This window comes from Desulfococcus sp. (genome assembly GCF_050178255.1).
In the GTDB taxonomy this organism is placed as follows: Bacteria; Desulfobacterota; Desulfobacteria; order Desulfobacterales; family Desulfococcaceae; genus Desulfococcus; species Desulfococcus multivorans.
Genome location: NZ_JBFXGG010000081.1, coordinates 1 through 13,319 on the forward strand (window position 1 = coordinate 1; position 13,319 = coordinate 13,319).

A 13,319-nucleotide genomic window follows, 5' to 3' on the forward strand; every position below is an offset into this window, starting at 1 on the left:
AGGTCAATCAAAAAGCCCTGGAGTCCGGGCTCGCCATGGGAACAAAAGTGAAACCTTAAATATCGGCAGGATCGACCCATATCGGCTGAAGGTTGATCGAACCTTCAGCCGCCGCACCCCTTCTATCCATGACATCCCGGGGAATCGTCGAAGATCCTCCGGGATGCGCCGCCCCAACAACGCCTTTTCGGTTCCGGCGCGTCATGAGACGACATCCCCATCTCTTCGAAAACACCGACAACACCATGCCCGGCTGGTTATCATGTACAAGCCGGGTTTTCGTGATTATGATCTTTCTGAATGCATGTAATTATCAAACCATTTCTATTGACTTCTAATTATCAAACCATTTAAAACAACAGCATCCCATCCATCAATACGAGGAGAATGGCCCATGAATACCATCGTTTCGAATCCAAGGGAATCGTCCGATTCCATGGCATCCGACCCCCTGATTCATGATGCCGTCAGGCTCGCCGCGGAATGGCAGGACAAGGCCAACAGCCGGTTGACCCTGCAGGAGAAACGGCATCAGCGGCAAATGATGCGACTGATCCGCAATCCCCTCGACAAGGTCATTCTGACCAGAATGATCGACCAGAGCTTCCGCTCCGACAACCATGCCCGTGTAGCCGACCAGGTCCGCCATGTTTTGTTGAAATACGGGGTGCCCCAATTTTTCTCCATCCCGGAAAAGACCTTGATCCGTTTGTTTCTGACAGCCGGTCGATACGCTCCGGGCACCGCAATCCCGAGGATGATCGAAAAGATCCGAAAAGACAGCGCCCGATCCGTCATTCCGGGGGAGAAGGTGATCCTGGACGCTCATCTGAAACAGCGCCGAAAAGAAGGGATTCGTATGAATCTCAACCACCTGGGCGAGGCGGTTCTGGGAGAAAGGGAGGCCGAAGGACGTCTCGCCACCTATATCCGGGATATGGAAGATCCGTCCATCGAGTACATATCGGTTAAGATCTCGACCATTTTTTCCCAGATCAACTCCCTGGCTTTCGAAAACACGGTCGCCGTTCTGAAAGCACGTCTCTCCCGACTTTTCAGAGCTGCAAAACATCACCGCTACCGCCGGGAGGACGGTGCCCTCGTCCCCAAATTCGTCAATCTCGACATGGAGGAATATCGGGATCTCGCCATCACGCTCGTGGCTTTCACACAGACGCTGGACCAGGATGAATTCAGGGACTACGAAGCCGGCATCGTGCTTCAGGCCTATCTGCCCGACGCCTTCGAAAAGCAACGGGAACTGACCCGATGGGCCCGGGAAAGGGCAGCCGGCAAAGGTGCGCCCATCAAAATCCGCATCGTCAAAGGCGCCAACATGGAGATGGAATTGGTGGAGTCGGCCATTCATAACTGGCCGCTGGCCCCTTACGACAACAAACTGGACGTCGACGCCAACTATAAGCGAATGATCGACTACGGCATGCGACCGGACAACATCACCGCCGTCCATCTGGGCATCGCCTCCCACAATCTTTTTGAACAGGCCTATGCCTATCTCCGGGCCCGGCAGTACGGTGTCAACGCCTATGTCTCCTTCGAGATGCTGGAGGGTATGGCCAACCATGTCTGGCGCGCCCTTCGGGACAGCACCGGGGAGGAGGTGCTGTTGTATGCACCGGTGGCCGCCCGGGAGGAATTCATCAACGCCATCGCCTATCTCGTTCGCCGACTGGACGAAAACACGGCGGACGAAAATTTTCTGCGGTACGCCTTCAATCTGACGTCCGGCTCGCCCGAGTGGTGCTTCCTCAAGGAGCGTTTCATCGCCTCCTGTCGACATAAGCATCGGGTCAAGTCAACGCCGAACCGGATCCAGGACCGGAATACCGAAACCTACGATACCCCTTGCGGTTCGTTTCACACGGGCGAATTCATCAACGAAGCGGATACGGACTGGTCCCTTTCCGCCAATGTCCGGTGGGCGGCACGGGTGAGGAAGCGCTGGATGAAGCGTCCGGGGGACCCTCCGGAGGAGATCCCCGTGCTCATTGGCGGTGAGGCGCTTTTCCAGGGGCGGGAGATCGTGGACTGCATCGATCCCAACCAATATGCCGAAAAGGTCATACCGGCCCGATTTGCCCTGGCGACCATAGAAGACGTCGATCGCGCCGTCGCCGTCGCCAAGGCGGACCCTGACGGCTGGCGCGCCCTCACCCATGTCGAACGGCATCGCATCCTGTCGAATGTGGCCGTCGAACTCCGGAAAGCCCGGGGAGATTTGATGGGATGCGCCGCCGCCAACACGGGAAAGATCTTCACCGAGGCTGATCCGGAGATATCCGAGGCCATCGACTTCGCAGAGTTCTACCCATGGACCGCGGGAATCTATGAAAGCCTCCCCGGCGTCACCTGTCAGGGCAAAGGCACGGCACTGGTCATCACCCCATGGAATTTTCCCGTCGCCATTCCGGCAGGCGGCATCCTGGCCTCCCTTTCCGCAGGAAACACCGTCATCTTCAAACCGGCGTCCGCGGCGGCCATGACCGCATGGCATCTCTGTCAGTGCTTCTGGCGGGCCGGCGTTTCCAGAAATACGCTGCAGTTCGTACCCTGCGACGGATCTTCGGTGGGCCCCCGACTCACCGGCAGTCCCGACATCGACTTCATCATTCTAACCGGCGGCACCGACACCGGCATGAAGATCCTGAAAAACCGCTCCGACGCGCTCCTGGCAGCCGAAACCGGAGGGAAAAACGCCACCATCGTCACGGCTATGTCCGACCGGGATCAGGCCATCAAAAACATCCTTCACTCCGCTTTCAGCAACAGCGGCCAGAAGTGTTCGGCCACCTCTCTCGTCATTCTCGAGAAGGAGGTTTTCGAAGATCCCCACTTCAAACGACAGATGGTGGACGCGGCGGAAAGTTATGCGACAGGTTCGGCCTGGCGGTTCCGGAACCGGATGGGGCCCCTGATTCACCCGCCAAAAGGCGATCTTGAGCGTGCCCTCACCCAGCTGGAGCCGGGTGAGGAATGGGCGCTGAAGCCCCGGAACATCGATGGTAATCCCTACCTCTGGACGCCCGGGATAAAATGGAACGTTCAGGCCGGTTCCTATACCCATATGACCGAGTTCTTCGGCCCGGTCATCGGGGTGATGAAAGCCGACAGCCTGGAGACCGCCATCAAATGGGTGAATGAGACCGGATACGGGCTCACCTCCGGTCTTGAAAGCCTAGATGAACGGGAGCAGCGTCTTTGGAAAGGGAAGATCGAGGCCGGAAACCTGTACATCAACCGGGTGACCACCGGCGCTGTCGTCCTTCGCCAACCCTTCGGCGGAATGGGAAAATCCGCCCTCGGTGCGGGCATCAAAGCCGGCAGCCCCAATTATGTCTCTCAGTTCATGGATTTCGAGGAGGTCGGCTTCCCCCGGACGGGCGCCATTCAAAAAGAATACCGCCTTCTCCGGATCGCTCAGGAATGGCGTCGAAAGACGGCCTGGGGCCAGATGCCCGACCATCGGGATGATATCGAACGGACCGTCCGGGCAATCCACAGTTATATTTACAACGTCGAACAGGAATTCTCTCAGACCAAGGACTATTTCAAAATCCGCGGAGAAGACAATGTGCTGCGCTACCGCCCCGTCGACACGGTGATCGTGAGGGTGGACGCCCGAGACACACTCTTCGAGGTATTGGCCCGGATCGCGGGGGCGGCCGTCGCCGGATGCCGGGTCATCGTCGGTCTCCCCAGGGATCTCGACAGCCCGGTGACCGGTTTTCTCGCAGGTGGAAACGGCCGGTATTTCCTGGGCGGCATTCCCGTCGTCCGCCATTCGGATCAGGATCTGATAGACATTCTGAATGACGTGGATCGTATCCGGTATGCGGCACCGGACCGTGTTCCCAAGGCTGTTTTCGAAGCAGCAGCCGAACATGGTTTCTACATCTCCCGGAATCGGGTCCTGATGGAAGGACGCATCGAGATGCTCAATTATTTCCAGGAGCAGACCGTCTCCCACAGCTACCACCGGTACGGCAACCTTGGAGACCGCGCCATTCCGGACTAAGGTACTTCTCCGCACGCTCTGTCCAGCGGCGCGGCAAAAACAAGCCGCATGCCCTTGCCGTCGTCGCTGGACTTGTGCAGGGTTCTGCCCAGCATGCGAACCCGCTCCTCCATGGCAATCAGGCCAAGCCCCTTGCCCGAACAGCGTCGATTCCTGAAGACCTGGGGACGAAACCCTCGGCCGTTGTCCGCGATGGAGATTGTCATCTCGCCGTCCTCAAGGACCACCGTCACTGTCACCCGAGTCGCTTCGGCGTGTTTACGGATGTTGGTGAAGGCCTCTTGAAAGATGCGGTAGACAATGACCTCGGTTTCCGGCCGGAAGCAGTGGTCCATATCCGCCATCTCCAGAGAGACGTCAATGCCGGTCTGGGCGGAAAAATCCTCGATCATCCGTCGGATGGCAGCCGAAAGCCCCAAGTCTTCCAGAAGGGCCGGACTCAGTCCCTGCGACAGTCGACGCGTATTTTCGATAATGTCGATGATATGCAAATGGGTCTTGCGGCAAGCCTCCCGGAGACCTGTCTGGTCGGCCGACAAGCCCTCCTCGATGCATTTCACCTCGATGGTCAGCACCGCCAGGTCCTGGGCCAGTTCATCGTGCAGGGCATAGGCGATGCGTCGCCGTTCTTTCTCCTGAGCCGCCAGAAGTCCCGATGACAGTAAGCGAAGATTCTCTTCCGACCTTCTGAGGGCATCCTCCGCCGCTACCTGTTTGGAGATGTCCTCGTAGGTCAGGAGCTGGCGTCCGTCTTTCAGGGGGACATTCCTGAAACGGATGACGCGATCCCGTCCGTCATTTCCCCGGACCGTGAAGGTTTTCGGGTCGATTTCCGGGGCGTCCCCCATCGGCCGGCAGGTATCCGCCGTCCAGATCTTCCGTACCGTATCCCGATAACCGGGATTGGGGTAGGCCTTTTCAAACCAGGCCGTCTTGTCCGGAATATCCGCCAGGGTATAGCCAAAGGTTTCGATGAACTTGGGATTGAAATATTCGAACCGTTGATCCGGCCGCATGATGGACAGACCGAAGGGGGCGTTTTCCACCAGGACTCGAGATCTCTCCTCACTTTCTCTCAGTGCTCCCTCTATCGCTTTTCGTTGTCGTATCTGCCGCCGGAGACGGCTCGCAGCCAGACCAATCCCACCGCAACCGAAAAGCCACAGCAGCACGTGACCGAAAATCAGAGCGACACGATAAGGCTTCAGAGCGGCGCGAAGCGGTGCCATGGCGATGGAAACGCTGATACCGCCGCGAATGTCGCCTTCCTTATAGCCCTCCTTCTCGTGACATTTGAGACAGCTTCGCTCGGTGACGAGGGGCCGCATCAGACGCATGTATTCCGTGCCGTCAATAGTGGCGATCCCGCTGGCTTCCTGCCCTTCGATCCTGAATCCCCGAAGGGCGGCGGCTTCCCAGGCGTCCGGCGCGTTCTCAGGGCGAATCGGTTTAAGGCTCGAAATCCGCCCCCTGATGTCGGTCGAGGCCCTTTCAAGATCATAAATCATTCGCAGCATATAAGCCGGATTGATCAGCGCCAGTCGACGGCCCGAAATCGTCATGATCTCGCGTTCCTCGGCGCTGAGATAGGGATTGGGCGTGGCGTGTCTCCCCACGAAGACGAAGACGCCGCCGTGAAGGGAATTCCAGCGTCTGTAAAGGATGTCTTTCTGATAGGCGGTCCGGGCCTGAATTCGAGCGTTCTCCTGGACGTTCAGTTCCGAATGAATCCAGTTCCATGTCAGTGACAGGAATACGATCAGACTCCAGAAGATCGCCATTGCCCATATATAGCGATTCAGTTGAACGAACATCAATCTTTCAGGATGATTCATGATCCTCCTGGATGTGGGAGAGGTCCATAGCCGCGGAAGATCCCGCGGAGAAGTGATCCTGGGCTCATAATCCTTTCGAATCGATCTCTGCCCGGGGATCCAGTTGCACCGCCATCGGGGAGGTGCTCTCCATGGCCAGAAAGCCCACCTGATCCGCCACCGGAACGATTTCGACCTTTTCGATACGCCGCAACACCCATGTTACGACGGCGTAGATGCCGGCGATCATAGCGATATATCCCATGAACCCGTATGGGCTTTCAGCCCATGTCATCACCGTCGACGCCCCCACGGGGCCGACTGCGGCACCAATGCCGTAAGAAAAAAGCAGACATGAGCTGACCGGCACAATGTCTTTCCGCTCAAAAAGATCATGGGCCCGCGCCACGGCCACCGGGTAAACCGCGAAAATCAACCCTCCGAACATCGCCATTACCCCGATCATCAGCCAGTAGGTGATTTCCGCCACGACAATCACCAGAAGCGCGGCACCGGCCACCATCACCCCCAGCAGAGGCAGCACCAGGGTCCGGTCAAAGCGGTCGGAAATGATTCCGACAGGCCACTGAAACGCCAGCCCGCCCAGAATGGTCGCCGTCATGAAGGCCGACAATTCGGAAACCGTCAGATGGATCTGGTGTCCAAAAACCGGCCCCATCGCGTAGAAAGCACTGTTGATCATTCCCGCCGACAAGGATCCCAGCATGCCGATGGGCGCCCTTTTAAAATAGGGCAGAATTCGATAGTGTTGCGCCGAAGGCAATTCGGGGTGAATCGCGTGGGTGGCGGCCACCGGCACCAGGCTGAATGTGACGAGGAAACCCACGAGGAAAAAAAGCTCCTGAGTTGCCACATTTCCCATGTTAAGGAGTTGCTGACCGACGGCCATACCCAGATAACTCATAATCATGTACACCGAAAAAATTCGTCCCCGGGTCCGGGGTTCGGTGCATTCATTGAGCCAGCTTTCGATGACCATGTAAAGCCCGATGATGGAGATGCCGGTCAGGAGTCGCAGGAGGGCCCACAAGGCCGCCGAAACAAATAATCCGTGAAGCATGACCATCCCCGTCGTCACGGCGGCGAAAACGGCAAAGGCGCGGATGTGCCCGACCCGTTCGATCAATCGATGGCCCTGGACGGATCCCAGGATCAGTCCGACAAAATAGCAGGCCATGATACCGCCGATGGTCTGGGGGGCAAAGCCTGCCAATGTCAGTTTGAGGCTCAGAAGGGTATTGAGCAGGCCGACGCCGGCCATCAGGATCAGAACGGCGGCGAAAAGAGCGGTAAAGGGTACGAAGGTTGACACCATATACCATATTCATTCAACGTCGATTGATCACTCAACTTTCGGTATTCAGTCGAAAGTTGAATGATCAATTAAAATCGTGAGCGCCGACCGCTGGAAACAGCGTCCCTCATCCGTCATCTCCTTCAGGGGGCCGACCGGAAGGCGCACCTTGACGGAAACCTGCGGTGCATAAGGATTGGCATATCACAGGGGGAATTCAATTGACAACGATGAAATTGCCGTGGCGCTAGAGATAATTTCCCATCAGAATAAAGGGCGCCCAATAGAACGGATGCGCATAGGGCGCCTCGGGCGGTGGTGTAAACTCCCCTTGGTCGTTGACCGGTTTGACGCCGCGGGGTTCATCTTCATGAATGTCCGTTTCATCCTTGCCCGACAGGAATCTGCGCTGCACTTCCCGCAGGGCTTCCGCCTTACTCAGGCGGTGTTCGGTTCGAAGTTGATAGAACAGCGCCATGAAGGTTCCGGTGCTGGCATCCGCAACAGGCCAAAGGGTCGCCAGTATCGCCCCTGCGCCGCGCGTCTGGGCAAGAGCGGCGAAACTTTCGATCTCCCTGCCCCGGGCGTCCTGCCCACCGACGGCGGTTTCACAGGCGGACAGCGTCAGCAGATCGATGAATCTGAAGGGATATCTCCGGCTGTCCAGCTCCGAAAGGGTGAGCCGGCTTCCGTCCCCCAGGAGAATGAACGAGTCTTCCGCAGTCCCGGGACGGAATGAAAAATGACTCGCAAGATGAACGAGCGGATATCCCTTTCCCAGCATCTCCGCCAGACCGGTCGCGGTAAAATCCTGGTTAAGCAGAATCTTGCCCGGTACAACCCCCATGAGGTCGTTCTCGTCCTCTTCCCTGACGATTGCGTCCAGCTCTTCCTTGACCGCCGGCAGGCTGCCGAACCCTTCGGCCGCTTCGCTCATCCCCAATCCCGCGATGCGCAGGCCTTGTGTCCTCACTTCCCCGAAAAGCCTTTTGGCGGCCGGCGTAAACAGGACAAGGTTATAGCGCTCCGTCAGGTAGCGTTCCCCGTCAAACAGAGCTGAGAAAGGCAGATACCGCAGGGTGCCGTCCAGGGAGATCATAAGGGTTTCAGCCTCAAGCCTGATGAGGTCCTGCTCGATAGGCGCCATCAGAAGATCGTAGAGCGCCCCGGCCGGAGGCCGGGGATCCCGGTCCGGGCGTATCAGCGTCTCCCTGAAATTGAACACCAATCGATTGAGGTCGGCTTCGGTCATGGGGATCCGGTAGGGAATCTGGATTGCAGGGGCCGTAAGCAGAATGCTGATGTTATCCTCCAGGACGAGAAAGGTCACGATGACGGTGCGCAACGGAAACCTGCCCAGGTCTCCCTGCAGAGACTCCAGGGCATCCAGTGTCTTTTGGCCGAATTCCACTTTGTCGCTGTAGGTCGATTCCAGTTCCTGCAGGTAGGCTTCAAAGGCTGCATGAATCTCATCCGCCCTGTCATACAACTGAAAAAGACGCTCACGCTCCGTTTCCGATAGTTCGCGCCCCTGCTGCTCCATCTCCAGCCCCTCGATCTCATGGCCGACCTTGCCCAACTCTCCTTCGAATGCCGCGATCTTCCGGATCCAGTGCTGCTCGGTTAAGGTCGTGACGACGTCATCGACCGACGGACCATCCGGCCCCCGGATGTCGAGAAAATGCCAATATTCCTCCTCCTTGAGCAGTGAGATGACCTGCTGGGCCTCCAGCAAACGGCCTTCCCGGATCAGAAGATCGGCGACACGGCGGTAGACGTGCGTCTTGTCCTCGAGGTAGGAGAGGCGCAGCGGCTTTTCCATGACGGCCAAACGGGAGCGGGTGTCCTGGATCGAATGCAGCGCTTTTTTGCCGTAGAGTATCGCCGGCTCGGGCATGGAGAGCGCTTCGTAAACGTAGCTCAGTCCGTCATAGGCCCGCCACGTCAACTCGGGCCGATCGATCCGGTTGTTGAGCAAAACCGCCTTCATGTAGAAGAATTTGGCCTCCGGATAACGCCCCCGGCGGCTGTAAAGCAGTGCCAGATTCTGATAAGAGGCGCTCTGCCCGGCCAAATCGCCGATGCGTTTCTTGATCTCGAGCGATCTCTCGAGATAGTCTTCAGCCGAATCCAGTTTTCCCAGATGCCAGTAAGTTTCGCCGATATTGTTGAGGGCGCGTGCTTCACCGGCAGGATCGGCCGTCTCCCGTTTGATCTCAAGGGAGCGCCGGTAATACCGGAGGGCCTTGCGCGGCTGGTTCAGGCGGCGGTAGAGAGAGCCGATGTTGTTGAGGTGGTTGGCCGCCCGCTGCCGATCCCCGATCTTCTCCGCAATGTCCAGGGCCGCCTCACAGTGCTGAAGGGCCTGATCGAACCGGTTCAGCTTGCTGTATGAGATGCAGATATTCCCCAAAACCTTGCCTTCCCCGGCCCGGTCTCCAAGCTTTCGGCGGAGGGCAAGGGATGCCTGATGGTGTTTCAGGGCCTCTGGATACTCGGCCCTGGCATCGAACAAAAGGCCCAGGTTGTTGAGGCTTCTGGCCTCGCTCGTCTCATCCCCATAAGCCCGTGCCAGATCGATGGCATCCTCATAAAGGGGCAGTGCTGCTTCGAGCTCCCCCTGGTCCTGCAGGAGCGCTGCGATATTTCGGATGCTCTCGCTTTCAAGATGGGGGTTTTTCACCCGGCGGGCGATCTCAAGGGCGTCGTCAAAGCACGGCCTTGCCGCGGCATAACGTGCCGTCCGTCGATAGGCCAACCCTTTCTGGATCAGGGCCTGAGATCGGATGGCCGGATCTCCCCCCTCCCCCAAAAGGTCGAGGGCTTCAGACGCTTGCGCTAAGGCCGCTTTATACAGCCCTATGCCTTCGCTGGCCTCGGAGAGGTTCACCAGGAACCGCGCGGCGTCGGTGTTGCGCCCGCCTTTTCCAGCCGCGTCCAGCCCTTTCCGCCAGGCTGCCGCCGCCTGGCGATAGTCCCCCTTGCTATAGGCTTGCTGCCCACGGCGGCTGTGCATGTCGATGATCCCGTCCATCGACACCCATTTCGGTATTCGGCAGCACCCACTCAACAGAAGGGCCCCAACCAGCACCGAACGTACCATAAGAATAGCCGTATACTTGCGGCCAGGCCGAGATGGATCTGTATCCATTATCTTCATTCAGTTCTCTGAAATGCCGGCACCGTCGGCATCAATATATGAGCGGCTGAAGCCCAGCGGTTACCAAGGTGTCGCGCCGCACATCTCTTTGCATCACCGAAGATTCGGTTCCGGAGGGGTCACCCCATAGGGTTTTATCGGAACTGCCGGGCTCCTTTTCAGAGGGGTTGCCATTTTCGGTTTTATCGGAACCGTCGGGATCGTTTTCACCTTTGTATCGGTGTCGGGGATTTGCGAATCAACGCCGGGCTTTGTGTCCGTGTCTGGAGGATCAAGACGATCCCTCGATCTTGGATTGTCGAATAGTTTCCATGCATCTCTGAATATTCTGTTCAGCAAATCCGGCTCTGAAACGACAGGAGGGGGCTTACTATCCCGGGGGCTTTGGTACAGATCTCTCAAACGCTGGAAATTTTCCCGCCATCGGGTGATCGCTTCGACCTCTTCCGGGGTGACGCTGCGCGGTGGGCTGATCCGGGTGCGCGACAGCGCCGCCTGGTGGTAACCCGACACCGGCACCCGCCGGGAAGGATCGGCATGGCGCCAGACCCAGGCCTCGCCGTTGATGACGGTGAAGATGGTCACGCCTTTGTCCCGGACGTCGACATGGTAGGATGCCGGCCATCCTCCCATCTCCATGCCGCCCTGATCCGTCACCACCATGTGTCCGCACCGATCGGTGCTGCCATAGATCCGCCCGCGGCGGAATTCACGGATGTCGAGCCCGCATTCCATCCCGCCGGATTGAAAAAATTCGATAATGGCGGCGCCGGCGGGACCGGTGCTGACGTGAGCGCCGTTCCGGATGTAGCTGTCCCGGACAAGCCTCCTGCCGTCAAGCCAAACCGCTTTGCCGGCCACCATGATCCGACCGATGGCGCCCTGGCGATAACGAAAAAAAAAACGGGGATCGGTGTTCTGATCCATCTCGACAACACCGGACGAGGGGCCGCCGAATTCACCGTCCGACTGCGGAAAGGGAGGGCATCCGGCCAGCAGTGCGACCATCAGCAGCTGTCCCCAAAAAAAGCCAAAATTTTTAACATCAAGTCGCAGCGCCTTCATATCTTTCTCCTTTCCGGCAGTCCAGGCAGACAGCCAGCGTTCTCTATACACAAAGAGCAATAGAGGCGTCTGGAATCAACTAGTTACGGAACCACTCCTGGAAAAACCGGCCAGTGTCGGGTGGCACCTCTCTCTCGATTATCGCTGGGTCCGAACCGGGTTCGTTGCTGTATTGAATCGCCATCCCTGCCGTGTTGATGCCGATGGCAACGGCATAGATCGTCAGGGAATTGATGATGTAATACACAATTCGCTGATAGACGGAGACCGACTTGTCCGCCAGAACAGCGAGTCCCAGCAGAAGGCTGATGACAAGGCCTGTCCAGTTCCCCGGCAGCCCAAACTGGCTGACCAGTGTCCCCGTGATCATGGTGGTGACACCACCTGCAACACCTGGGGTCATCATCGCTCTTGACTTCAGGAATTCGTCCATCCGGCACCTCGCCTGGCGCGTTGGAGCCAATATCGGCTACCGCCCGCAGTTTCGTTCAGCATTGCAGATATCCGTCAGGGGTCGTGAGCCCGGCCGGCCGCGGAAGCGCACTCCCTCCCCGGCAATCCGCCGGTGTCGCCAGCAGGCTTTGAGTTTCATGGAGCCTCGATCCCACCGCTCCCAGTCCGGCTTGAATTTGATCTTCTGGTACTCCACGCCGGTGTCCGGCTCGACAGGCAGGTTGCGGGAGTTGCCGTCCCAGCCGTGGGATCCCCACGCAATACGCTTTTCCGGATCGATGACCATAACCGCGTGGCCGTCGCCCCGGGTCTCGTCCCGATAGACCAGGATGTCTCCGATCTCGAGGTCTGGGTCGCCGGCGCAGCTGTCGAAATCGTCGTCCATGATACTGTCGTCGCCGACCATCATGGCCGTGGTCAGGTACCTATCCTCCCGGTTGTAAGGTATTCCTGAGCGCGTGAAAGCGAACCAGACGGCCCTGGAGCAGTCGATGCCGCGCTTCAGGTTCGCCTCGTCCGAAGGCTGGGTCCAGTCGTGCTGCCTGTAGGAATAGCCGTCCCGGGCCGAAGCGTTCGCAAGGCGATCCGCCGTTTTCAGGACTTTGTAGAGCGCGGTCATTTCATCGGCAGGGAGGTAAGGCCGGATGTCGAAATCAGCGATGGTGTACTCGCGCCAGTTGATGGTCCTGGTTCCGCGGTCCGTCTCGGCAAAGCGATTGTTGGCCTCCACGTGCAAAGTGATGGTGCTGAGGGTCCAGGTCGTCGTTTCAGCCGATTCCGCCGAGACGACACCGACCCCTCGTGTCCCGGGTTGGAAATAGCGGTCAAGAGCCCGGGCAAGCCCGCTCATTCCAGGGCCCCGGCCGGCGGCCGTCTCGGTGAACTGCCCCCAGGAGACGGGGTTGCTCTCCCATGTGCCGAAAACCATGATGCGGTCCCGGACATCCAGCGGCGGCAAACCGATGAAGGTCTCGCCGGTGGCGTTGAAAACGGTGCTTTCGCCGGGCTGGAGTCGGACCTTACGGTCATCCCGGGGCAACGCGAAAATGCCGCCGTCCGTCGACAGGATCAGTGCGCCGATCAAAAGCGGAACAGGGGATGCCTTCGAAAGGGTGACCTTGACGTTCCAGGCCTGGCACAGGGGAATCATCTGGTGATCACCCGGCGCTGCCTGCCGCCATATGCCGTCGGCGCATTTGTTCTGCCTGGCAGAGGGCGCGGGTACCAGGGAAACCGCAAGGGTCCGGTTGTCGACAAAATCGCTGCCGCCCTCTCCCCGCAGATGCAGCAGCGCCTTTTGACGGGCGTGCTGCCACAGGCTTTTGGGAATCTCATCCGGATTCCGGTAAAAATTTCTCGGGCGGTTCTCGGGTCCTCGCAAGACCAGTCGGCCTTCGTCAATCATGCCCAACTCGAAGTCCCCCGCCCCTTCCACCAGTTGGACGAGCATACGGGTTTCGGGATTCTCAGCGACAA

6 protein-coding genes and 1 pseudogene are annotated in these 13,319 nt (G+C 58.4%); 1 reads left to right on the top strand and 6 read right to left on the bottom strand.

Annotated features, from left to right (window positions below):
- Positions 1–394: 394 nt before the first annotated feature.
- Positions 395–4,036 carry a proline dehydrogenase family protein gene (locus AB7S84_RS13035; protein WP_428154904.1) on the top strand — a complete coding sequence of 1,214 codons (3,642 nt, stop codon included), beginning with the start codon at positions 395–397 and terminating at the stop codon, positions 4,034–4,036.
- Here AB7S84_RS13035 and AB7S84_RS13040 read toward each other — a convergent pair.
- From AB7S84_RS13040 to AB7S84_RS13065, 6 genes and pseudogenes are all read right to left on the bottom strand, one after another.
- The gene (locus tag AB7S84_RS13040; protein ID WP_020875639.1) at positions 4,033–5,871 is read right to left on the bottom strand and encodes a c-type heme family protein; all 1,839 of its coding nucleotides are present in this window, start codon (positions 5,869–5,871) and stop codon (positions 4,033–4,035) included. The two genes, AB7S84_RS13035 and AB7S84_RS13040, sit on opposite strands and share 4 nt — an antisense overlap.
- A gap of 64 nt (positions 5,872–5,935) precedes the next feature.
- On the bottom strand, positions 5,936–7,186 hold the full coding sequence (locus AB7S84_RS13045; protein ID WP_020875638.1) for an MFS transporter: 1,251 nt from the start codon (positions 7,184–7,186) through the stop codon (positions 5,936–5,938).
- 226 nt (positions 7,187–7,412) lie between these two features.
- Complete coding sequence (locus tag AB7S84_RS13050) at positions 7,413–10,268, bottom strand: CHAT domain-containing protein (RefSeq protein WP_428154907.1); 2,856 nt, start codon at positions 10,266–10,268, stop codon at positions 7,413–7,415.
- Positions 10,269–10,418: 150 nt separating this feature from the next.
- The gene (locus AB7S84_RS13055) at positions 10,419–11,390 is read right to left on the bottom strand and encodes a hypothetical protein (RefSeq protein WP_020875636.1); all 972 of its coding nucleotides are present in this window, start codon (positions 11,388–11,390) and stop codon (positions 10,419–10,421) included.
- Positions 11,391–11,469: 79 nt separating this feature from the next.
- Positions 11,470–11,823, bottom strand: coding sequence for a hypothetical protein (locus tag AB7S84_RS13060; protein ID WP_020875635.1), 354 nt, complete (start codon positions 11,821–11,823; stop codon positions 11,470–11,472).
- A 36-nt stretch (positions 11,824–11,859) separates the two neighbouring features.
- Positions 11,860–13,319: pseudogene (locus tag AB7S84_RS13065) on the bottom strand (caspase family protein); the annotation flags it as partial.